This is a genomic window from Xenorhabdus innexi (assembly GCF_002632485.1).
In the GTDB taxonomy this organism is placed as follows: domain Bacteria; phylum Pseudomonadota; class Gammaproteobacteria; order Enterobacterales; family Enterobacteriaceae; genus Xenorhabdus; species Xenorhabdus innexi.
In genome coordinates this window covers 1-23,195 of the sequence record NZ_NIBU01000056.1, presented here as the reverse complement: position 1 = coordinate 23,195, position 23,195 = coordinate 1, and the positions used below count along the sequence as shown (strand labels likewise).

The window sequence follows — 23,195 nt, the reverse complement described above, 5'->3', positions numbered from 1 at the left end:
ATTCATTGCCGAAGCCTGTGGTCTTAATGAGGGACTGGGAGTGAAAGGCCAGTGGGGAACGCTTCAATCCATGGAGACACGCATGCAGTTTCTATCAGACCCGACACATCGGATCCGATTCGTTTATACCCCCAAACACGCTTCCTGGTTAAATCAAATTGAATGTTGGTTCAGTCTGGTCTCCCGACATTTGCTCAGGCGGCTTTCCGTCAGCAGCAAAGCGATATTACGGACATGCATTTTAAAATATATCGAATATTACAACCGGGTATTAGCTAAACCTTTTAAGTGGCTTTACCGTGGGAATACAAAGTGATGTCATTAATTGCAGAATACACCACTAGTTATTCTTATGACGCCTGAACGGCGCCTGACGCAACTAACTGCACCGGATGGAAAAAGTATTACACAATATGCCTATGACGTTAATGGCAATCGGAATGAGATAAAAATTGCAACCGATAACCCAGAATTTCCCTTCCTTATCACAACGACACAATATAATGTGGCCAATAAGCCACTTTCCGTGACAGAGCCGGATGGTAAAACTACCACCATACAGTATGACCTCTTAAACCGTATTGATACCGTAACCTCATCATCGGGACGGCGCACCCGCACAACCTATGACCCTGCCTCACGCCCGGTTGAAATTATTGATGAGCTTGCAAACGAGCATGATGCCTCAATTACGAGAAATCTCGGGGCCGTTGTACGGGAAACTCGTAATTATAGTATAGATGGCTTCCTCGAAAAGCTCACTGATGCCAATAAAAACACAACCACCTATAAACTAGACGCATTTGGACGCCAATCCCAAACCATCTACCCTGATGGTTCTGACGATTTACACGCACTCAATGCGATGGGGAGAGAAGTGGGTTTCCAACGCCGTGATAAAAGTCAAATTTGGTATGAATATGATAATCTTGACCGGCTTATAAGCAAAAAGACAAAAAATCAACCTACTATCCGTTATGACTATGATTATAGTGGGCATATTCTCTCTCTTACCCCCAGTGTCAATCCAGAGTTTGCTGTTTCCTATACTTACGATACGGCAGGACGGATCACATCTGAAACAACAGCATTATTCGGCACAACACAATTCGTGCTGGATAACAATGGCAACCGAGTTTCTATGACCTTGCCTCCTCGTGTCGGTGGGATTAATGTCACGAATATTTATGATACGTTAAACCGCATAACCGGGGTTTATCAAGACTCATCCACCACTGCATTACCGATCGTTAACTATACCTATGACCCTACTGGCAGGCGTACCCGCGCTGTTTATGGCGATTTACAAAATCCCCTTGCTGAAACAACGCTGAACTATAATCAAGCCAGTCTGCCAACAACCATAAATCATAAATGGAATGGCTCACAGCTAAATATAGGTTATCAGTACAACGCAGATCGCCAAAAAACACGTGTAACCCTTTCGGATAAGAGCTTTGCCCCACCGGCATTACCTGATTCAAATCAGACCTACAAGAGCAACCATCTTAATCAGTACACAACCATCAATAACTCGACTCCTGAATATGATAAGCGCGGTAATCTGATCAAAAATGGTGAATGGTCTTACCGATATGATACGGAAAACAAGCTTATCAGTGCTGACAAAGCCAATATAAAGCTTGAGTTTGGTTATGATGCATTAAACCGGCGAATTACCAAAAAAGTAACCAAAGATAATGCAGTAACCACCTATTCCTATCTCAGTGTCGGTGATCAGGAAATGGCAATGCTCAGTGACACTGGCCCTGCTAAGATTAACAACGTTTATATCTACGGTGCTGGTCTTGATGAAGTGGTCGCTGATATTACTCCGCGTGGTCAGAATTTCTATTTTCAGGATGCCTTAGGTTCGACCATTGCCCTCACTAATGCGAAAGGTGAGGTAATAGAAAAACATGGCTATACTTCTTATGGGTTAGAGAGTAGCTCAGGTAATAATAATGCAGCATTCCGCTTTGCGGGACGGCGGATTGATCCTGAAACCGGTCTTTCCTATAACCGTACCCGTTATTATTCCCCTACACTGGGTCGCTTTTTACAAACTGATCCTGCTGGAATGCTCGGTGGCTTAAACCTCTATGCTTATACCGGCAACGACCCCGTTAACTTTGTTGATCCGACAGGGCAATGGGGAGAGGTGACTAATCTTGTACCCGGCAATCAAAACATGGGTACGGCACTAGAGAGCTTTAATGCTGGGCATTATTGGGATGCGGGGCTTTATGCAGGTTCAGCAATAGGTGAAGCCCTCCTGACAGTAGCAACAGGAGGGTTGAGTAGAGCTGAAGGCTTGGTAACACAAGGTGGTAAGGCGATAGCAGAATTACCTATCATTCAGCGTGGAATGCAAGGTATCTACGAGTTTGTTGCAAAGTCTGGCAAAACCTATGTCGGTCAGTCATCAGATATTCTAAAACGCCTTGAACAACATTTCCGTTCTGGAAAGCTGCTACCGGGTACCCCGATCAAAACCACACCTGTTCCAGGAGGAAAACTGCAAAGGGAGATAGCAGAGCAGAAAAGAATAGATGATCTTGGTGGTGTCTGGAGAGGGAATCTGGAAAATAGGGTCAACCCAATTGGTCCAAAGAGAAGGCATCTGATGGAGAAAGCTGATAAATGATTAAATCACTCGTTACTTATGAAAAAGGGCGTTATGGCACTCTGGCCGTGGTGCGCTCGGAATGGAATAAAAAAATAGAACAGGATATTTTAAGAAAAGGCTGTACCGAAATTGAGTTCAATTACGCAAAAGGCTGGAAACGTGGGGAGGGTAAATTCCCCTCGCTTGAGGCATTTCCTTATCTTCTCGGCCTGTCTATTACAGATTGGAATATTGAAGATATTAATTCAATTCATGTTTTGAAGAAATTACGATCTCTGGGTATTAGCACCTATTGCAAAACCCCGATACGGTTTGAAAATTTTCCTGATCTTGAAGAATGTGGGCTCGAGTGGCGTAAAAAATCAGATTCCCTGTTTGAATGTACCAATCTGAAAAACCTCTTTATCAATAAGTATCCGTATGATGATTTAACGCCGATGCGATTATTAACCCGCCTTGAAATATTGCGGATTTATAATTCCAGACTGAAATCTCTGGAGGGAATAGAACACCATAAAAATATTAGGCGGTTAGAGTTAGCCAATTTAAGGGGGTTGACGTCTCTTGAAGGTATTGAGCATTTATCCAAACTGGAAAACCTAGAAATTCATACTTGCAGAAAGATTACCCACATCAATCAACTCACGAAACTGGAGAACCTGAGAGAGGTTTTTATCAACAATTGTAACGATATTGAATCCCTCAACCCTTTAAGAAACCTAAAAAAGCTTGAAAAGGTTCTCTTTTATGAGTCCACCAATATTGTTGATGGTGACCTCTCACCAGTGCTGGAGCGCGAACCACCTTTGGATATAGCATTTATGAAGCGTAAGCATTATTCCCACCAACGGAAAAGTCCTGAATCTAACATTTTTATACGCAATAAATAAATGATGAATGCGATGAGGAATAAAATCTGGCTCACTGTATGTGAGCCAGATTTTATTATGGCATTAGACATAAATATAAAGCCGCCCAATCAACAATCGAACGTCTTATTTGAGACTATTCAATCAATCAGATAATCACTGCAAACCCCGGTGTGCAAAATCCTTTAACCGAAATCCCATCAAAGCTAATGCAGCAAAATAGCTACCAGCACCGGCAATCACAACGCCCATCAATCTCAGCAGACGCATTGCCATATTGCCCTGCTCCCATGCAGGCATAATCCACAATACTGTCAGCAATACTCCCACCATGACTGCAATTGCCACAAATAATTTCAGCAAAAATAGGCCCCAGCCAGCCAGTGGTTTGAATATTTCACGCTTACGCAACTGCCAGTAAAGCATTGAGGCATTGAAGCAAGCCGCTAAACCAATAGAAAGTGCCAATCCCGCATGTTTCAAAGGGCCGATAAAAGCAAGGTTCATTAACTGCGTTAAGATAAGAGTTGCAATCGCAATTTTGACCGGAGTTTTAATATCCTGACGGGAATAGAAACCGGGAGCCAAAACTTTGACAACAATCAACCCCATCAAGCCAAAGCAGTAAGCGATCAATGCCCGTTGTGTCATGGCTGCATCAAAAGCAGAAAAATGACCGTACTGGAAAAGTGACACGGTTAATGGTTCGGCCAAAATACCTAATGCCACAGCACAGGGTAATGCCAGCAGGAAGCAAAGACGCAATCCCCAATCCATCAGTTTCCGATATTCTTCATGATTCCCGCTGGAAAAACTTTTCGCCAGAGAAGGCAGTAAAATCGTTCCTAATGCGACGCCCAATACGCCAGAAGGTAACTCCATTAAACGGTCAGCATAATACATCCATGAAACAGAGCCGGAAACCAGAAATGAGGCGAAAATAGTATTGATAATCAAAGAAATCTGGCTGACTGAAACACCCAGTATCGCTGGTCCCATCTGGCGGATCACTCGCCACACTCCACTATCACGAAAAGAAACTCGTGGCAGCACTAACATACCAATCTTCTTCAGATGAGGAAGCTGATAAGCCAATTGCAGAATGCCACCAGCAACCACTGCCCATCCAAGCGCCAATACAGGAGGATTACAGTAAGGCGCCACAACCAGCGCAAAGAAAATCATGCTGACATTAAGTAAGGTCGGAGCAAATGCAGGAACAGAAAAACGGTTCCACGTATTCAGGATCGCGCCCGCCAAAGATGCCAAAGAGATCAGGAAAATATAAGGAAATGTGATTCTGAGTAAATCACGGGTCAGCGTGAACTTATCCGGTGTATCAGCAAAACCCGGAGCGGTCACATAAATCACCCATGGCGCAGCAATGACTCCAATTACGGTGACAATCGCCAGAATCAATGTCAGCATACCTGAGACATAGGCGATAAAAGTTCGTGTTGCTTCGTCTCCCTGCTGATTTTTGTATTCGGCAAGAATAGGAACAAAAGCCTGTGAAAAAGCCCCCTCAGCAAAAATGCGGCGTAACAGGTTAGGTAATTTGAACGCAACAAAGAAGGCGTCTGTTGCTACTCCTGCACCAAATATACGGGCAATAATAGCATCACGGATGAAACCCAGAACGCGGGAAAACATCGTCATTGAACTGACGGCAGCCAGTGATTTTAGTAAGTTCATGATATTGTTTAATAAGTATATTTCTATGAAATGAGCGTGAAATCATAACGCAACTTCATCAGATATGCTTAAAGTGGGCAGAATATGATCCGATGAGATAGCATTGGTAGGCAAAGTTTAACAGACAAAAACTCTGCCTACATTGGCTATCTTTTTTTTATTAATTATTTTTTAACGTTATATACACTTTTCCTTTTCACCAATCGTCGTTGGTTAATGCTGTCAGAACATGATCCTGCCAGACACCATCTATCATTAAGTATTTTTTGGCATACCCTTCCTGCTCAAAATTCAGTTTCTTGAGCAAGTTTCCACTTCTTTGATTATGCGGCATATAGTTAGCCATAATCCGGTGCATTTTCTGGTGATTCTGCATATAGCGGATAGCAGACTGCAATGCTTCATACATAACTCCCTGCCCTTGCAGTTTTTCCGCCAGAGAATAACCAAGATAACAGGAATGGAATGCACCACGGACAACATTGGTAAAATTCGCCACGCCCAGAATTTCATTCTCATTGGGATCTAACAGCACAAAATTGAATGTTGCATTTTGCCGTTGTAGTTCTGCAATATAACTCAGTTTGTTCGTCCAGCCCGAAGGTTGGTAAAAACTCCGGTCTCTTGTCGGCTCCCACGGTTTAAGAAATTCTTTATTTTCTGAATAATATTCAGCCAAACGATAAGCATCACGCTCATATACCAGACGGACGATCATCCTGTCCGTAATAAAACGAACTTTAGGCGATGTAGACCGATAACCAAACATGCCCTCTCCCGATATTTATTTTAGATTCTGAATAATTTATAGCTAATAGAAATCAATATCATTGTCTTACGATAAAAAAATATCATATATAAATCGCTATCTTAAAAATAGGATTGCGTACAGAATGATAGAAACTTCACTTTTATTCTCTCATATATTGATGGTGCGAAATGTCATTGGTTTCACAGGCACGCAGTTTAGGTAAATATTTTTTACTGCTTGATAACCTATTGGTCGTTCTGGGATTTTTCGTTGTTTTTCCATTAATTTCTATCCGTTTTGTTGAGCAAATGGGCTGGGCTGCCGTTATTGTCGGTTTCGCTCTGGGAACTCGCCAGTTTGTTCAGCAGGGATTGGGGATCTTTGGTGGTGCCATTGCTGATAAATTTGGTGCCAAACCGATGATTGTCTGTGGGATGTTACTGCGCGCATTTGGTTTTGCCCTGATGGCAATAGCTTCTGAACCGTGGATATTAATATTTTCCTGCGTTTTATCTGGCCTGGGCGGAACACTTTTCGATCCACCAAGAGCGGCACTGGTCATTAAACTAACCCGCCCTCATGAACGCGGACGTTTCTATTCACTGTTATTGATGCAGGACAGTGCAGGCGCTGTGATTGGTGCTCTGATAGGAAGCTGGTTATTACAATACAATTTCAACATGGTATGCTGGATCGGTGCCAGTATTTTTGTTCTGGCCGCAATTGCAAATGCCTGGCTATTACCTGCATACCGTATTTCAACAATCCGCACACCAATCAAAGAAGGTATGACGCGGGTCATTAAAGATCGCCGATTCTTCTATTATGTACTGACACTAACAGGGTATTTTATTTTATCAGTGCAAGTCATGCTGATGTTCCCGATTATTATCCATGAAATGTCCGGCAGCCATACAGCCGTTAAGTGGATGTATGCTATCGAAGCGGTTATTTCTCTGACATTGCTTTATCCTATCGCGCGTTGGAGTGAAAAACATTTCCGTTTAGAGCAACGCCTGATGATAGGCCTGTCCTTAATGAGCATTTGTATGTTTCCTATCGGCTGGATTAACCAATTGCATCTGCTTTTTGCCCTTATCGGCCTGTTTTATTTGGGTATCGTCACAGCAGAGCCTGCAAGGGAAACCCTCAGCGCCGGGCTGGCAGATCCAAGAGCTCGTGGCAGTTATATGGGATTCAGTCGATTAGGGCTGGCTCTTGGTGGTGTGCTAGGCTATACCGGTGGGGGCTGGCTTTATGATACCGGCCATGAATTGAATATGCCTCAATTACCCTGGATTTTATTGGGATTGATCGGCTTATTCACCATTTATGCTCTTCACCGCCAATTTAATCAGAAAAAAATCGAGCCAGTCACCATTAGTAGACATTAGCGATATAAATAGTGGTGTAGAATCTGCCCAGCAAAAATAAACGAGGGAGCAAGTATGAAAAAATTGTTATTAGGGGCAGCATTAGTGCTGATTGGTTTACTCAGTGGATGCGGTCAGTTTAAAGATATCAGCATCAATGAAGGTTTGCTCAATGAGTATTTATTAAAAAAAGTACATTATCAGAAAGAAATCGGTATTTCTGGCATAGCAAACTTTGATATTACTCTGGGGAATTTAAGCAGTCAGATAGGCCGTCAGGACCCAGAAAAAATCGTTCTGACCAGTCAGGCAAAAGTTAAGATTGCAACAATATTCGGATCAACACAGGCAGATATGGCGCTGACTATCAGGGCTAAACCTGTATTTGATGCAGAGCAAAGCGCTATTTTTGTTAAGGGGCTGGAAATTGTCGATTATCAAACCACTCCTGAAAAAGCAGCAATACCAGTCAAGGCACTGATACCTTATCTAAATACTTCGTTAACTGAGTTTTTTGATACTCATCCGGTTTATGTTCTCAATCCTGAGAAAAGTAAATCTGAAGCAGCGGCGGTGAAATTCGCCAAAGGATTGGAAATTAAGCCTGGAAAACTAGTGATTGGATTGACTGATAAATAATTTTTATTGTCATTGAGATAATAAGGGTAGCTTATTAATAAATAAACTACCCTTATTTAATCGAAAAACAATCAAACCACTCTCAATTAAGTGACATCGTCACTCCGATTCCAACTCCTCACGTAGTGCCTGCAATGCTTCACGGGTAATAATAGCCAGAGTCCGATAAAAACCACTGACAGCATGAGCTTCGACTTTTCCCAGAAATTGCCCACACCACGGCAATAAATACTCATCAAATAATGTGATTTGAGCCTGAACTTCATCTTCTGCCGCCTGATCTTCCAACCATGACGCAGCCAGTAATAAAGAACCAAATTGATCGGCTGACACATCAGATAGCGGCATTCCCCGCTCTATCAGGAATTCTCGTACTTCACTTTCTGTACCCTGGGTATAATCAGAACGGCAAATAGCAACCTTAGCAGTTTCTCCGGCAAACAAACCCTGATAATCGGATTCTATTACAGATAAATCACTGTTTTGTTGTAAACGAACCAATAGTTCATCCTGTTCCAGAGGCCATGCCTGCTTCAATTTACCTTCAGTAATCATGTTCATCAGAGGCTGCAACATCGGATCTTGTGGTGCGCGGTTAAATAGTGTTCCCAATATGCGGCAAACAATCGAAAATTCATTCATGACTTTAATTCAATCCCAACGATTTAAAATAACAGCTATAAAATAACGTTATTGTCCTAATCATCCGCCATGCTGTAAAGCTGCTTGTTAATAGCCAAGCGATATATCTACAAGGCCAGTGGGTGTTTCTCCCTGCTCCATTTTCCAGATATTCTCGCAAATGGCATCCAGAGCCTGTTCCGGAATAGTATTTGCAGCAATATGCGGCGTAATATTGATACGTGGGTGAGTCCAGAACGGATGCATATTTGACAGAGGCTCTTCAGCGAAGACATCAAGAGTTGCCCCGGCAACATACCCTTTATCAATAGCCGTCAGTAAATCCTGTTCAACAAGATGAGAACCTCTTGCTATGTTAATGATATACGCACTTTCTTTTAATTGACTGAATGCTGAAAGGTTTAAGACACTGCGGGTTTCAGGTGTGCCGGGAAGGAGGTTAATTAATACTTTACAATCAGAAAGAAATTCTCCCATTTGTGCTTTGCCGTAAAAATTTTCAACGCCGGTAAGCTGTTTTGGTGTCCTGCTCCAACAACGTACAGTGAAATCAAACTCGGTCAGTTTCTCAATCACACTGCGCCCTAAGACCCCGGCACCCAATACGCCAATAACAAACTCTTTTCGGTTATGGGGGGTTAACGGACGCCAGATACGCTGCTCCTGATTGCGTTTATACTCATCCATCCGCCGGAAATAGTGTAACACCGCACTGACTGCATACTCCTGCATCTGAGATCCCATTCCGGTATCTTCGAGGCGGATTAACGGAACATTAGCAGGCAGCGTTCCCGGCTCTTCCAGCTCTTGCTGAAGAATAGAATCAACACCAGCCCCCAGAGAAAATATTGCCTTAAGATCTGTACGGCCAGTCAACATCTCATAGGGAGGATGCCAGACAAGAGCATAGTCTGCGGGAGCGTTATCTCCTTTAACCCATTTTCTCACTTTAGCATCAGGTAAGCGTGCTGTTATTCCTTGAATCCACTTATCGGCATCAGATGCAGGACTAAAAAAAATGATGTTCATATAATCTTATCCCTTTTATTTTTTAATAGGCTTAACCTATTTCCGGAATGTTAAATGTCAAGGAAAACATACCTTAGCTTCGTGCAAATATTCACCAACACCTATTATTCAATTGAATTTAATTACTTTATATTTTTACTGGCTTTCGTGTCAGTAAGTGACGCACTTCCCGCCACACAGATAGCTCCCAAAAGAAGCATTGTGACGAACACAGACAGCAATGTGTCAAAGTGAGATATTTCTATTGCGATCAATGGGCCGATGCTGGCACCGATAAATAGAACGAACCCATTAAGCGCCATTCCACTTCCCCGGTTAGGGGCTGATATGGAACCAAACTGAGTAATCATCGCAGGAATAGCAAGGGCGATGCCTGTAACAAAAATCAGGCTCCCAATAGCAATACCAATCAAAGATTGCGACAACATAGCTTCTAGTGACAAACCTGCTGCGGCGGTAATGTAACCAATGATAGCAATCATCGGCATACTAATTCTGGTTGCCAGCAACCCAACCAACAATGCCGCAAACATGCCCGGCAACCCAATTAAGCGTAGTAATATTACTTTATCCGGTGTGAGGCCTAACTGCCATAAATGAGGACCCAGAGCCATATACATAGCGACGAATGACAACAACAGCGTGATATGCGCGCATGACAGAAGCAAAGCAGCCGGACGAACAATAATTCTTCCCAATGCTATGAAGCGATGCCCTAGATGCCCATCAGCAACAAAACGTTTAGGCTCTCTGACTATAGCAATGAACAGAGGAATCGTAGCCAGCAGAAACAACCCTGTGACCAGAAAGACCCCGCTCCAGTTCCATCGCAGAGCCATCCAAGCCGCTAAAACCTGCCCGAAAATGCCTGCAACAAGAAACGATGTGGACATGGTTCCGATCGCAGTCGCACGGTAACGTACCGGAACTGTTTCAGCCAGATAAGCCAGTGCTATGGGAGCAAAACTGGATGCAGCTAATCCCTGAACTATCCGTAATCCTGCAAGCCATGGCAATGACGGAGCAAAGGAACAGGCAAGTGTGGCAATCGATATTGCCATCAATCCCAGTAACATCACAATACGACGACCATACTGATCCGATATTGGCCCCCAAATCAGGAATCCAATTGCATAAGCCAGACTAAAACTTGTGGCAAGAGCAAATGTAGCTGAGCCCGAATCTGCTAGGTTAAAACTCTGGCTGACGGGCTCTAGCAGAGAAATCGCCAAATAAAGCTGAGTTAAAACGAACAATGCTATTATCGCCAGCAACATAACAACACGAGCACTTGTTGCATAAGTTTGTTCGGATGAAACAGACAGGCTGCCTGTATTGCCAACAGCCACTTTTATCTGATCTATCTGATTATTCACAATCTACATTCTCCGATCCTGATACTGCGTGCTGCAAATGATGGGATATCACCCTGCCAATGCAGAGGATAGTGTGGAATATCTGAATCATGCTTTAATTAGTGACGAGTATGTCGATATTCAATATCCAACTAAAACGTTGGATATTATTATAGTATTATTTTTGTAATAGCAACAACTGATTAACAGGAATACAACATTATGGCTTGGGATACAGAAGGAACAAAGCGCAGGATCTTAGACGCAGCAGTAAAACAATTTGCCCATTTTGGGCCTGATGGTACTACTCTTGAAAAGATTGCTAAGTTAGCCGGAGTAAATAAAGAACGCATTTACAATTATTTTGGTGATAAACGAGCATTATTTTCAGCAGTATTGCGTAGTGAATTAGCCAAAGTAGCTCAGGAAGTTCCGGTTAAGCCTTTCACAGTTGAGGAACTCGCGGAATATGCAGGGAAAGCCTATGATTATCACCGCGAACACCCTGAACTGAGCCGCCTTATGCGCTGGGAAGGGTTAATTTTTGATGGTGAAGTTCCCGATGAAGAGCAACGGCGCGAATACTATAGTTCCAAGGTTCAGGCAGTAGCTGATGGGCAGCAGCAAGGGTCAATTACACAAACTTTGGCCCCCGATCATCTGGCATTCTTGGTATTGTCTCTGGCCGGATGGTGGTCAGCAGTACCGCAGGTAGCGCGCATGTTGACAGGCTCGGATAATCAGCAAGAGCATGCCAGACGCAGGGCTTCTGTTGTTGAAGCAGCCAGACGCTTAGCATCAGCACCCTAAATTACAGGAAAAACTATATGGACTCAGATTAAAAACAATTTAAAAAGTGCTATCTGCTACTATAAATGCTTATCAAGCATGCAAATTGTTTTTTATTTGTCTAATCAATCAAAAAGCGCGAAAAAATCGTGATAAGCCTGTTGACGCCTGCCCTGCTTTTCCCTATAGTAGCGCCCCGTTGCAGCGACGAATACAGATTGAGTTGCTGAAATGACAAAATGTGGTGAGGTGTCCGAGTGGCTGAAGGAGCACGCCTGGAAAGTGTGTATACGCGAAAGTGTATCGAGGGTTCGAATCCCTCCCTCACCGCCATATTTTGTCATAAACTGAAAATCAAAACACGGTGAGGTGTCCGAGTGGTTGAAGGAGCACGCCTGGAAAGTGTGTATACGTGAAAACGTATCGAGGGTTCGAATCCCTCCCTCACCGCCACTAATAAAGTAATATCCCCCCAATTAATTAAATTTTTCCCTTTTGCCATTACAATACAACTAATATTTGATTAAAGTATTTTTCTGCTCCTGTTCTTTCCTTTCATTGTGTTTGGTGTTTGATTAACAAAATTTATTCTTTATAATACTTTGTTGTTACTAGTGATAACAAATAAAGTAACAAATTCGCTCAATTTACACACAATAAAGAATACATTTAAGTAAGTAAAGCATAGGATACTTATGAGCAAAAAATATTTAACCTACTACATCGTCAGCAATATATTTGCATTAGCTTTAATAATATTAAATAGTTTTTATATCTGCTTTAATTTATATTATTTTAATTTCACATCATACGAAATAATAATAGCATCAATATTAATCTATAGCTTGATTTTAAAAAAAGCATTGACTGTCGCTCTCGCTTTTTATGTTATAATCTTAAATGAAATAGCAAGAAGAAAAAAGAAATACATTTCTTTCTTTGATTTTATGAAAGGAAAAAAAGATATAGTAGTGGAAAAAATAGATTTATTTATTATATTTTCATTCTCTCTGTCATTTATTTACTTCTCCTTTCTTTCTTTGTCAGCCATCTATTTTATCCTAAATAATTACATCCCATTTATTACAGAGAGCATTACCTACGATCAGACATATATAATATCTTGCATTATTAATTTACTCATCATTATCGTATCCATTATCCCTCTATTCAGAGCAAGAAAAATATATAAGAATCAGAAGAATAAAAAAGAACATATCATCATTTAATGTGAACATTTATTTTTTGCTGACATGACCTGTCAGCAAAAAATTTGTCATCTTATTACAAATAAACCATTAAGTGATTTTTTGTCGTTCTTTATAATAAGAAACATAAAGATTCAGTGTTCCACCCCAAAAAACGCCATCTAACAAACCGCTGGCAAAGCCAAATAGTAAATTAAAGCTCAAGGAATGTGTTAGAACCGGATGTATTGCAACCGTTGCAGAAAGAATGAATTTAACGCAAAAAATGATAAGGATAGTTATCAGAGTTAAAGGTGTACCTGCTCGGATAACTAAATTACTGTCAGGCTTTTGTCTTAAACGGGGCTGAGTGCTCCATAGTTTCCAGCCTATTCCAATACCCAGCAATATCCCCACAGCAAGTGCTAATAATGCAGAAGCCTGAAAAACAGTTTCATGCAACACAACGTAAACGGCCCAGATAAAAAATACGATTGGCAATAAGAATAAACGATTGACAGTCATTTCTCTGTCATCTAATGCCTTAATTCCCCGGAGAACCAAAACGACAAATAAGATCCAAACCCATACCGGAGTTTCTTTGATAATCATCAGGATTGACATATCTTCCTCCATTTCAGTTCCCTGATTTTTAAAAGAGCCTACTAATAATACTATGGCATAATGTCTGTGATTTCCAATAGCAAGGCAGAATTGAGATAGGTTACAATCTGGATTTCCGAAAAGGGTACTGCCACACTGAGACAAACATTCATTGGCTTTCGAACAAACCAGCTCCGACTTTAAGGTCGCTAGAATCCCCTCCATAAAACATCAACAGCCCCCTAATACTTTATAATAAAATTTAATTCGTTGATGATGGATTGATATTCATGCCAGAAAAGAACGCTATATTAAATTCATGTTCATATTAACGAGATATCAGCATGGATCCGAGACCTGTTAGTGCAACTGTATATATTGAGTACTTAAAAGGCACTCACGCTTCTATGTACATTGGAGATATTAATTCTTTTGATGTTGGACATCTTGTTGATACACATTATATTGATGATGATGGCAATCAAAAAATACAAAAAACACGAACAACACTTTCAACTCTGTCTAAAGATGATTATGGTAATTTTACAAACAGAGGGGTTGATTTTAGACCAGGAGGCCATATTAAAAGCTTTATAAAAAAACCAATAATAGCCGATACGAATTGGCGTCAACTTGATCATGACATTGAACTTAAATGTGATGTTTTATATGATTTATATGATCTTGATGTCAATAAAATGCTAGGTGAACACAAAAGCGCACAGGATAACTATTATTACAAATTACTTACAAATAATTGCTCAACAGTTGTTGCCAATATATTAATAGCTGGCGGTGTACGTGAGCATTTAAATGAAAATGAATTTAATTTTGACGGATGGGGTATATGGACTCCACGAAAAGTAGCTGAATTATGTAATAAGCTAGCGGAAAAAAATTTTGCAACAAAAGTTAAACATAAGCATTGCCCAAACAGATGGACGAACCCATTAGAAGTATTATTGGGACGTAGATAAGCAAGTGTTAAACTTACTCATCATCATTTTAATCAGTATAATCGGCTCTATCACCAAGCAGCCATTATTCTGGCTATACAACGGGGCGACCAAATCTGAAGAGCCTAATTCATATAGGCTCTTATTATAATTATTCCTGAGTGGGTTTTCTTCGCCTTATGCTGATGCAGACAGTTCATCAGTCACAATGATGCCCTTCTTTTAATCCAAAGGACAAACCCGAATAATATGACCATCAGGATCTTCAATAAGAAACGTTCGGCCAAATACGTCAGTGTAAGGCTCCTGTAATATTTTAATTTTTGGTTCCTGTTTCCATTTTTCAAATAATTTATCAACATCCCCGCTATTTGGTAACATGATGCCAATCTCAGAAAATCGTGGAGTTCTCAAATCTGGTTCTGTTCCTCCTGACCAAATAGCAAACAGAGCTTCTCCCCCAGCAGAAAATGCGACATAACGCGGGCTGATAAATACCGGTTCAGAATTGAAAACCATCGTATAAAATGAAGTTGAACGTGTTATATCAGAAACATAAATAAGTTGAAGATTAGGTTTAGCCACTATTGTTTCCATATTACCCTCACATTGGTTTAAGACGTTTCATCAGAATTAATTAACATACTGATATATTGTAATTTTCCTTATTTTTATATTTATTCCACAACCGCTTTTAGCCTCAATACTGTTTCAACTAAATCATGTGTAACTTGCTTGAAGAAATTCTGCGCCTGAATAGCAGGCACATTCACATCAGGGTTAAGTGATACCGTCACTTTAATCTGATGCTCCACATTGCTTTCATCCGGAATAATTTGATGAGAAAAAGTTAAAGTTCCTATCTGTGGAAGACTAACCTGATCAGTAAATTCTTTATTGATTTCAATATGTGAAAGATAGAAACGAATTTCTGGCATGCCATTCAATACCATTCTGCCGTATTGTCCGGTTTTTACTTCACCTTCAAATTGAAAGGACTCAAGATCAACTTCCCATTTTTTCCTTAATTCAAAATCGACATAATGAGCCCAAATGTGGGATGGATCAGCGTTTACAGGGGTAGAAAAAGACAGAACCAGCATAAAATACCTCCAACTATTACATGTGCTACTTAGAATAGTTGTAAGGTATCAATACCAAGTGACAGTTTTTGTCAGCAGAGTTATCTGATCAGTGAGGAATATTATGAAATTCTCGCCACTCTTTAAGTAAAGATTGCCTTGAGCGGGGATAACTCTGCTTTTCAACATGAAGACTCATAATTCTGTCAGATCGGAAATGGCGGAATGCTTCCCGTAGTTCACACCAGCCAATCACAATACTGACATTTTCAAAATAGCCTAATGCAAACGGCCAGATGGTTCTTGCTGAATCACGTTCTTTCAGATCCCGGTAAGTAAAAGTGATTTTACATCTGGTACGAATGGCTCGCCTTATTGATGGAATATCGATCACTGGCTGGAACACGGTTTCCGCAGGCCCGACTAATAAAGAGCTGCTCTCCAGAAGCTGCTTCAACTCTGCCGGGATAACGGCTGCAATTTTATTGATGGCATGCTTTGCCGAGCCGCTCAGTTGTGGATCGGCTCGTTTAGCGACCCAGTTAGCCCCTAATGCCAGTGCTTCGATTTCATTCTGGGTAAACATCAGCGGTGGCAAAACAAAACCCGGCCTTAAGACATACCCTACCCCCGGCTCCCCTTCAATAATGGCTCCCTGCTCCTGCAAAGTAGCAATATCCCGATAAAGGGTTCTTAAGCTAATATTCATCTTCTGGGCTAATACCTTTCCCTGAACCGGAAAATGATAGTTGCGTAACATTTCCATCAGGGATAATAGACGCTGTGCTCTGGACAATTATCCACCTTCATCCAATTTATTAAATTATGCTAGCTTATAAAAATTTAGGGTTATGTTTTATCTCTTAAAGAGGCCTGTTCTTTAAGTAAAAATGGGACTCCGGCAAGGGGAGCGGAATAATCAGCAGAAGCTGAGGCTTCTCTGCCCATATCATAGAGTTTATGAACCACCGCATTAAGTTCAGGGTTAAGACGTTCGATACACGTAACAGCTACTTCTACCAGCTCTTCAGGAGTGGCTTCCCCCTGCTTCACTAATTTCGCCAAATCAAGTGCATCCGATTCAATATAAGTATTTATCAGACTTTCAGTTACAGCCATGCAACACCTCCATCTCAGATAAAAACACGTTTTAGTTATGCCAGTCTAGGGCTATAAAGCGTGTTGTCAATAAAGGCGATTAATAATTACAATCGGTTCTTTCAATGCCAAATATTTCGCAATACATAAAAACAAATAATAGCACTTGATATAAATACTTGCTTTTCATCCGGTTCTATAAAAATAGACCTTTAATACAATTAATTACTTTTAATAGAAATGAATCAATTAGGAAAGGCAAATTAATATATTCTCTCTATCGGCAAGCCCCACCCTACTGATAGTTAAGAATAAATTGATGGAAATTCACACTCTAACAGGAGTATCTTGTTATCAAAATTACGTTTATCCATAATCAATTTAATATAATTTTTAATTTTCAATATAAATTCACAGATAAATCAAGGAGAAGAAAAATGCCATTTCAAACACCTTTCACACGAGCATTAAAAGTTGGGGATCTAATTTATGGATTACATGCACAAAGGGTACATTACATTAAACAATACCCACCCTTTAAAAGTATTAAATATTCTCAGGAATTACATTCATACACACGAGCTGTAACCATAGATCAATTTATAATTCCAGCAGAAAAAACTTTTCCAGAGTGGCCAGACCGATATAAGTATATGCATAAAACAAAACAGTACCCTTATCATAAGAGCTTTACTTCACATATTAGTAATCACCCCAAATATCACACTTCATATAAAACCACACCGGAAAGCAAAGGCAAAATATTTTCGAGAAAATGTAAGGCAGGATTATCGTGGATAACCATGAGCAATGGTGATCTGGATCTAGTAAAGAATAATAACGTACATTTTATTCTTGATGGTATCGATATGAGATATGTGGTGAAAAAAATAAAATACGCTGAAGGTAAGACTGATATAACTGCTCATGAGTTGAGATGGATATACCGAAACAGAAATAATATTAACGTGCAGAATAAAATTCAATTTTGGCTTAATGGTCAACCTACATCTCCGCCTTGGGAGAATGATGAAGGAAAAATGATATGGCGGCTATATACACCAAAATCTGAAATTGAGGAGGTTTTAAATTCTAGCTTATCTATATATTTTTAGGCATCCTGTAAGATCTCCATTTCAAAGAATATTCAGTTAATTATTCTAATTATATTAAGGTTCAACGGATTAATTATGGCTCATCTTCAATAATACTTCTGCATTACATTTATTAGCGGATAGAGGCTATGATAGTGATGTCATCGCTGAACAAGCGAAAAACCAAGGCATGGAGGTGCAAATTCCGAGCCGCAAAAATCGCAAAGCTAAACGAAAATATGATCGAGAATTCTATCGACTCAGGTCAGGCGTTTGGTTGAAAATGTTTTTCTCCATGTGAATCGCTGGCGTGGTATGGTGCCCCGTTATGCCAAAAATAGTGCATCGTTTCTTGCAGCAGTCCAAATTCTCTGCCTCGCTCTTTGGTTAAATACTTCATAACGACATTATCTAAAGAGATAATTTAAAATACAAAGAACATAGTATGCTTTTCTTCTCATAATTATGAGGTATCACATGCTACATTAATGTTGTTAACATTTTTACCTCTAACGGATCTAGGAAATAATGACTATATATGATCTAAAGCCCCGTTTTCAGAGCCTGCTTCGCCCTATTGTCATACACTTTCACCGGTTGGGATATACTGCCAATCAGACCACATTAGCCGCACTGTTCTTATCACTTTTTATCGGTTTATTATTAAGTTTATTTCCCTCGCCTTTTTTGTATTGGATACTGCCCATTTTTCTGTTTATTCGTATGGCACTGAATGCAATCGATGGAATGCTGGCGCGAGAATATAATCAAAAATCACACTTAGGCGCTATTTATAATGAATTAGGGGATGTTATTTCTGATGTTGCCCTCTACCTGCCTTTCTGTTTTTTACCTGATGTCAGCAGCGTCAGCTTATTGATTATTTTATTTCTAACCATTCTGACTGAATTCATTGGCGTATTAACGCAAACAATCGGCGCATCACGACGTTATGATGGCCCGATGGGAAAAAGTGATCGGGCTGTTACTTTTGGCACTTATGGGTTGATTATTGCTATTTTTCCTTCGGCCTTAAGTTGGAGTAGTTACCTGTTTCCTTTTATCGCCATCTTACTCTTAATGACTTGCTATCAGCGGGTTGCCAAAGCTCTCCATGAAATCAAGCAAACTAAACAATCACAACCCCGATAAGGCCTCCGCAATGACTCAAACATTCACGCAGCGTATTGCTGAAGAACACTATTTCACTACATCTGATAACGTATCTCTGTTTTATCGCCACTGGGCACAACAACAAATTAAAGCAGAAAAAGCGCTTATTATTTTTCACCGTGGTCATGAACATTCCGGACGCATCCAGCATATTGTTGATGAACTCAATCTGCCTGACTTTGCTGTCTTTGCGTGGGATGCCCGTGGTCACGGTCTGACAAAAGGAGCACGTGGCTACAGTCCGTCAGTCGGTACATCAATTCGTGATGTAGATGAATTCGTTCGGTTTATTGCCGCTAACTATAACATTGCGATGGAGAATATTGTGGTGATTGGTCAGAGTGTCGGCGCGGTGCTTGTGTCCGCTTGGGTACATGATTATGCACCGAAAATCCGGGCAATGATCCTTGCTGCTCCGGCATTTGATATTAAATTATATATTCCTTTTGCTACCAAGGGATTACAATTGATGCAGAAAATACGGGGTGTTTTCTTCGTTAACTCTTATATAAAAGCGAAGTTTTTAACCCACGATGAAGCCCGTATTGCGTCTTATAATAACGACCCACTAATCACCCGTGAAATTGCGGTCAATATTCTGCTGGAACTTTACCAAACCTCAGAGCGTGTCGTTAAAAATGCAGCAGCGATCACACTTCCTACTCAATTGTTTCTTTCAGGCAGTGATTATGTTGTGAACGCTAAACCACAGCACCAGTTCTATCAACAGTTAAGCAGCCCGATAAAAGAAAAACATGTCATGACAGGTTTTTATCACGATACGCTGGGTGAAAAAGATCGCCATCTTATTTTTGATAAGATCCGGCTTTTTCTGGAACGCGTTTTTGCTCAGCCACGTTATCAGCATAACTACGCTCAGGTAGATCGCTGGAGCTGTTCAGCCGATGAATTTCGTGCCCTCAATACTCCACTTCCCCGTTTCAGTCCGAAAAATATCGCTTACCAATTAATGCGTAAAGCAATGGAAACTTCTTTGGGTAAAGCTTCAGAAGGGATACAACTGGGTCTTACAACCGGATTTGATTCCGGCTCTACACTGGATTACGTTTACCGTAACCAACCTCAGGGTCAGGGCGTTTGGGGAAGATTGCTGGATAAATATTATCTGAACAATATTGGCTGGCGTGGAATACGACAACGTAAAATTCATATTGAAATGCTGATCCAACACGCTATCCGTTGTTTGCATGAACAAAAAATGCCCGTACACATTGTCGATATTGCCGCCGGACATGGGCGATATGTACTTGATGCTATTAATGAGTTCGGTAAAGTTGATTCGGTTTTACTCAGGGATTATAGCGATATTAATGTGCATCAGGGGCGGGCTGATATTGCAGAACGGTATTTATCAGACAAAATCCGGTTTGTTATCGGCAATGCTTTTGATGCCGACAGTATAGCCTCAATAACACCAGCACCAACACTGGGCATTGTTTCGGGTCTCTATGAACTATTTTCTGATAATAATTTGGTCAGAAACTCTTTACACGGCCTTGCCGAAGCAATTACAGAAAATGGCTATCTGATATATACCTGTCAACCGTGGCATCCACAGCTTGAAATTATTGCCCGTGTTCTTTCGAGTCACCGGGAAAATCAGCCGTGGGTTATGCGACTTCGTACACAGGGAGAAATGGATGCTTTAGTAGAAGCAGCCGGTTTTGAAAAGTTATATCAGTTAACGGATAACTGGGGAATTTTTTCCGTTTCTATCGCTAAACGTATTTATCACTGAAAAAAACAATATAAGCCAGTTAAGGCTGGCTTATATTGAAACAGTATCCGATTGATTTTTATTTATTCAACGCTAATCTATCAAGTAACTTTTTGACGTATAACACCTTTATTGGACGATAAAAGCGATATTCTTAGCTTTGTGACTCCAACCCACCTTGTAGTTGATTTACTTTTTTAGGTTTTAATTTAAATGAATACTCTTAAAATCAATGGAATACGTCTATTTAGCGCATTTATTGACTCCTGTTGGAAAGAATCTTACTCTTTTCCACGTTTTGTCAAAGATATCATTGCCGGGATTACTGTGGGTATTATCGCCATTCCGCTGGCAATGGCTCTGGCTATAGGGAGTGGCGTTGCACCACAGTATGGCCTTTATACTGCTGCTATCGCAGGTATAGTTATCGCCATTACCGGCGGTTCACGTTATAGCGTATCCGGGCCGACTGCTGCTTTTGTCGTCATCCTCTACCCTGTCTCACAACAGTTTGGCCTGAGTGGTTTGTTGATAGCGACACTCATGTCCGGCGTGCTCCTGATTATTATGGGACTGGCACGTCTTGGCCGTCTTATCGAATATATTCCGCTTTCTGTAACACTTGGGTTCACGTCCGGTATTGCTATCACCATCGCCACCATGCAAATACAAAACTTTTTTGGCCTGCAACCCGGTTATGTTCCCGAAGATTATATTGATAAAGTTATTACTCTCTTTCGGGCAATCCCCTCATTTCATATCAGCGACACAATCATTGGCCTGACCACGCTTCTGATATTAATCTTCTGGCCCAAACTGGGATTAAAGTTACCGGGGCATTTACCCGCTTTAGCTGCCGGTACTGCGGTTATGGGAATAATGCACCTATTGGGGCATGATGTCGCCACTATAGGCTCTTCATTCAGTTATACACTGGAGGATGGCACTCAGGGTCAGGGCATTCCGCCAATTCTGCCCCAGTTTGTATTACCGTGGAATTTACCTGATGCCCCTGCTTTTGATATCAGTTGGCATACAATTTCTGCATTAATGCCCGCCGCTTTTTCAATGGCTATGCTGGGTGCGATTGAGTCTTTGCTGTGCGCTGTCATTCTTGATGGTATGACAGGGAAAAAACATCATTCCAACAGTGAGCTGATTGGACAAGGCTTAGGTAATATTGCAGCCCCCTTCTTTGGTGGGATCACAGCAACCGCAGCTATTGCCCGCTCTGCGGCTAATGTGCGGGCCGGAGCAACTTCTCCGGTTGCTACAGTTATTCACTCCTTGCTGGTCTTATTAACATTACTGTTCCTTGCACCAATGCTTTCATACTTACCGCTAGCTGCAATGTCCGCAATTCTGCTGATTGTGGCCTGGAACATGAGCGAAGCCCATAAAGTTGTGGACTTAATACGCCATGCTCCCAGAGATGACATTATTGTGATGCTGCTGTGTATGTCATTAACCGTCCTGTTTGATATGGTGATCGCAATCACTGTCGGCATCGTTCTGGCATCACTGCTGTTTATGCGTAAAATCGCTAATATGACCCGTATCAGCACATCTTCAATAACAGATGCTAAAAAAGGGTTATTGGTGATCCGAATTAACGGGCCACTTTTCTTTGCCGCCGCAGAGCGTATCTTTACTGAATTAAAAGAAAAAAGTGTTGAATATCAGAACATCATTATGCAGTGGGATGCTGTTCCTGTTCTGGATGCAGGCGGGTTACACGCTTTTCAGAATTTCGTTCGCGAAATGGCTAAAGAATCGAAGCACGTTGTTGTTTGCGATATCCCCTTTCAGCCGCTAAAAACACTGGCAAGAGCTAAAATCATACCGATTCAGGGGCAATTGAGTTTTTGTTCTACTTTGTCTAAAGCGGTGGAAGAACACAACATATTGAAAGAAATTAACTAATATAAATATCACTGAGAGTATTTGTCACCTGTCATCTACCAATGTTTGTAGCAGTAGATAGGATTTCTGGATTAAAAACACACAATAACGTCGAGGGTTCTCATGCTTTTTGCACTCAATAAAAATATTAGAGTAACCGCATTTATCGCTTGTTCTTCTCTTGCTTCATTGTTTGTCACAAATGCCATAGCTTCTGAAAAAATCATGCATATGCATGTTCAGTTGGATAAATATTCTCAACCAGTGGCATCTATTGAAATTAATGGAAAAAAGCAAAATTTTTTGCTTGATACTGGTTCATCCGATGCACTGCATTTATGTGACTTCTCACCACCCTATCGGGCGATGCTTCTTATTTCGTTAGCCGTTGCTCGATAGTATCGAGACTTACGCAGCTTCCATAAGCAGAAACGACCGTCCAGCCGCCTTTAATTCCAGAATGCCTTTATCACGGATATTGAGAGCCGCGTTTAAGTCGCGGTCTATATCCATAGTGCCACAAGATGGACAATCCCACTGACGAACCGACAAAGGCATATCTTCCGTTTTATGACCGCAACAATGACAAGT

23 protein-coding genes, 2 tRNA genes and 2 pseudogenes are annotated in these 23,195 nt (G+C 41.0%); 16 read left to right on the top strand and 11 right to left on the bottom strand.

Translation table 11 applies throughout. The features are described 5' to 3' along the window. The 3 genes from Xinn_RS23485 to Xinn_RS16495 all read left to right on the top strand — a co-directional run. On the top strand, positions 1-316 hold a 316-nt coding region (locus tag Xinn_RS23485; protein ID WP_211285986.1), incomplete at its 5' end, for a transposase. 36 nt (positions 317-352) lie between these two features. After that, on the top strand, positions 353-2,647 hold the full coding sequence (locus tag Xinn_RS16500; RefSeq protein WP_099137692.1) for an RHS repeat-associated core domain-containing protein: 2,295 nt from the start codon (positions 353-355) through the stop codon (positions 2,645-2,647). Continuing rightward, on the top strand, positions 2,644-3,519 hold the full coding sequence (locus tag Xinn_RS16495; protein WP_086953011.1) for a leucine-rich repeat domain-containing protein: 876 nt from the start codon (positions 2,644-2,646) through the stop codon (positions 3,517-3,519). Before Xinn_RS16500 ends, Xinn_RS16495 begins: the two co-directional genes overlap by 4 nt. A 135-nt stretch (positions 3,520-3,654) precedes the next feature. Here Xinn_RS16495 and murJ read toward each other — a convergent pair whose 3' ends face one another. Together murJ and rimJ are read right to left on the bottom strand one after the other, a co-directional pair. Further along, entirely contained in the window at positions 3,655-5,193 is a 1,539-nt protein-coding gene (murJ, locus tag Xinn_RS16490; protein WP_086953010.1) for a murein biosynthesis integral membrane protein MurJ, read from the bottom strand. 196 nt (positions 5,194-5,389) lie between these two features. After that, on the bottom strand, positions 5,390-5,962 hold the full coding sequence (gene rimJ / locus Xinn_RS16485; RefSeq protein WP_086953009.1) for a ribosomal protein S5-alanine N-acetyltransferase: 573 nt from the start codon (positions 5,960-5,962) through the stop codon (positions 5,390-5,392). A gap of 170 nt (positions 5,963-6,132) precedes the next feature. On the opposite strand from rimJ, the gene mdtH reads away from it, so the two are divergent. Then, entirely contained in the window at positions 6,133-7,338 is a 1,206-nt protein-coding gene (gene mdtH / locus Xinn_RS16480; RefSeq protein WP_086953008.1) for a multidrug efflux MFS transporter MdtH, read from the top strand. 54 nt (positions 7,339-7,392) lie between these two features. After that, positions 7,393-7,956, top strand: coding sequence for a lipoprotein (locus Xinn_RS16475; protein WP_086953007.1), 564 nt, complete (start codon positions 7,393-7,395; stop codon positions 7,954-7,956). Positions 7,957-8,055: 99 nt separating this feature from the next. Here Xinn_RS16475 and Xinn_RS16470 read toward each other — a convergent pair whose 3' ends face one another. The 3 genes from Xinn_RS16470 to Xinn_RS16460 all read right to left on the bottom strand — a co-directional run bounded on the left by Xinn_RS16470 (position 8,056) and on the right by Xinn_RS16460 (position 11,003). Further along, positions 8,056-8,598, bottom strand: coding sequence for a TorD/DmsD family molecular chaperone (locus Xinn_RS16470; RefSeq protein WP_086953006.1), 543 nt, complete (start codon positions 8,596-8,598; stop codon positions 8,056-8,058). Between the two features lie 87 nt (positions 8,599-8,685). After that, positions 8,686-9,627 carry a glyoxylate/hydroxypyruvate reductase GhrA gene (gene ghrA / locus Xinn_RS16465; protein ID WP_086953005.1) on the bottom strand — a complete coding sequence of 314 codons (942 nt, stop codon included), beginning with the start codon at positions 9,625-9,627 and terminating at the stop codon, positions 8,686-8,688. 122 nt (positions 9,628-9,749) lie between these two features. Beyond that, on the bottom strand, positions 9,750-11,003 hold the full coding sequence (locus Xinn_RS16460) for an MFS transporter (RefSeq protein ID WP_211286021.1): 1,254 nt from the start codon (positions 11,001-11,003) through the stop codon (positions 9,750-9,752). A gap of 201 nt (positions 11,004-11,204) precedes the next feature. On the opposite strand from Xinn_RS16460, the gene Xinn_RS16455 reads away from it, so the two are divergent. From Xinn_RS16455 to Xinn_RS16440, 4 genes are all read left to right on the top strand, one after another. Then, complete coding sequence (locus Xinn_RS16455; protein ID WP_086953004.1) at positions 11,205-11,792, top strand: TetR/AcrR family transcriptional regulator; 588 nt, start codon at positions 11,205-11,207, stop codon at positions 11,790-11,792. Between the two features lie 222 nt (positions 11,793-12,014). Then, a tRNA-Ser gene (locus Xinn_RS16450) sits at positions 12,015-12,104 on the top strand. A 30-nt stretch (positions 12,105-12,134) separates the two neighbouring features. After that, a tRNA-Ser gene (locus Xinn_RS16445) sits at positions 12,135-12,224 on the top strand. Positions 12,225-12,466: 242 nt separating this feature from the next. Beyond that, positions 12,467-13,000 carry a hypothetical protein gene (locus tag Xinn_RS16440; RefSeq protein ID WP_086953003.1) on the top strand — a complete coding sequence of 178 codons (534 nt, stop codon included), beginning with the start codon at positions 12,467-12,469 and terminating at the stop codon, positions 12,998-13,000. A 69-nt stretch (positions 13,001-13,069) separates the two neighbouring features. Here Xinn_RS16440 and Xinn_RS16435 read toward each other — a convergent pair whose 3' ends face one another. Beyond that, positions 13,070-13,594, bottom strand: a complete 525-nt coding sequence (locus tag Xinn_RS16435; RefSeq protein ID WP_244590228.1) for a DUF6622 family protein — start codon at positions 13,592-13,594, stop codon at positions 13,070-13,072. A gap of 311 nt (positions 13,595-13,905) precedes the next feature. Here Xinn_RS16435 and Xinn_RS16430 point away from each other — a divergent pair, with 311 nt between their 5' ends. Beyond that, positions 13,906-14,538: a hypothetical protein gene (locus tag Xinn_RS16430; RefSeq protein WP_143706495.1), complete on the top strand. Its 633-nt coding sequence runs from the start codon at positions 13,906-13,908 to the stop codon at positions 14,536-14,538. Positions 14,539-14,739: 201 nt separating this feature from the next. Here Xinn_RS16430 and Xinn_RS16425 read toward each other — a convergent pair whose 3' ends face one another. The 4 genes from Xinn_RS16425 to Xinn_RS16410 all read right to left on the bottom strand — a co-directional run bounded on the left by Xinn_RS16425 (position 14,740) and on the right by Xinn_RS16410 (position 16,718). Further along, positions 14,740-15,114, bottom strand: a complete 375-nt coding sequence (locus Xinn_RS16425; RefSeq protein WP_086953001.1) for a VOC family protein — start codon at positions 15,112-15,114, stop codon at positions 14,740-14,742. A gap of 80 nt (positions 15,115-15,194) precedes the next feature. Further along, positions 15,195-15,620, bottom strand: coding sequence for an SRPBCC family protein (locus Xinn_RS16420; protein WP_086953000.1), 426 nt, complete (start codon positions 15,618-15,620; stop codon positions 15,195-15,197). Between the two features lie 88 nt (positions 15,621-15,708). Continuing rightward, the gene (locus tag Xinn_RS16415; protein WP_086952999.1) at positions 15,709-16,395 is read right to left on the bottom strand and encodes a helix-turn-helix transcriptional regulator; all 687 of its coding nucleotides are present in this window, start codon (positions 16,393-16,395) and stop codon (positions 15,709-15,711) included. A gap of 53 nt (positions 16,396-16,448) precedes the next feature. After that, the gene (locus Xinn_RS16410; RefSeq protein WP_086952998.1) at positions 16,449-16,718 is read right to left on the bottom strand and encodes an amidase family protein; all 270 of its coding nucleotides are present in this window, start codon (positions 16,716-16,718) and stop codon (positions 16,449-16,451) included. Between the two features lie 416 nt (positions 16,719-17,134). Between Xinn_RS16410 and Xinn_RS16405 the strand changes: the two genes are divergently transcribed. From Xinn_RS16405 to Xinn_RS16385, 6 genes and pseudogenes are all read left to right on the top strand, one after another. Continuing rightward, a complete protein-coding gene (locus tag Xinn_RS16405; RefSeq protein ID WP_086952997.1) occupies positions 17,135-17,812 on the top strand; it encodes a hypothetical protein in 678 nt (225 codons plus the stop codon). A gap of 109 nt (positions 17,813-17,921) precedes the next feature. Further along, positions 17,922-18,193 (top strand): annotated as a pseudogene (locus tag Xinn_RS22805) (transposase); the annotation flags it as partial. 126 nt (positions 18,194-18,319) lie between these two features. Continuing rightward, entirely contained in the window at positions 18,320-18,943 is a 624-nt protein-coding gene (locus Xinn_RS16400) for a CDP-alcohol phosphatidyltransferase family protein (protein ID WP_086952996.1), read from the top strand. A 10-nt stretch (positions 18,944-18,953) separates the two neighbouring features. Continuing rightward, the gene (locus Xinn_RS16395) at positions 18,954-20,723 is read left to right on the top strand and encodes a bifunctional alpha/beta hydrolase/class I SAM-dependent methyltransferase (protein WP_086952995.1); all 1,770 of its coding nucleotides are present in this window, start codon (positions 18,954-18,956) and stop codon (positions 20,721-20,723) included. A gap of 192 nt (positions 20,724-20,915) precedes the next feature. Then, the gene (gene dauA, locus Xinn_RS16390) at positions 20,916-22,625 is read left to right on the top strand and encodes a C4-dicarboxylic acid transporter DauA (protein ID WP_086952994.1); all 1,710 of its coding nucleotides are present in this window, start codon (positions 20,916-20,918) and stop codon (positions 22,623-22,625) included. Positions 22,626-22,727: 102 nt separating this feature from the next. Then, entirely contained in the window at positions 22,728-23,003 is a 276-nt protein-coding gene (locus Xinn_RS16385) for a hypothetical protein (protein WP_099137691.1), read from the top strand. Here Xinn_RS16385 and Xinn_RS16380 read toward each other — a convergent pair. Then, positions 22,978-23,195, bottom strand: a pseudogene (locus Xinn_RS16380) (zinc ribbon domain-containing protein); the annotation flags it as partial. The gene Xinn_RS16385 and the pseudogene Xinn_RS16380 overlap by 26 nt on opposite strands.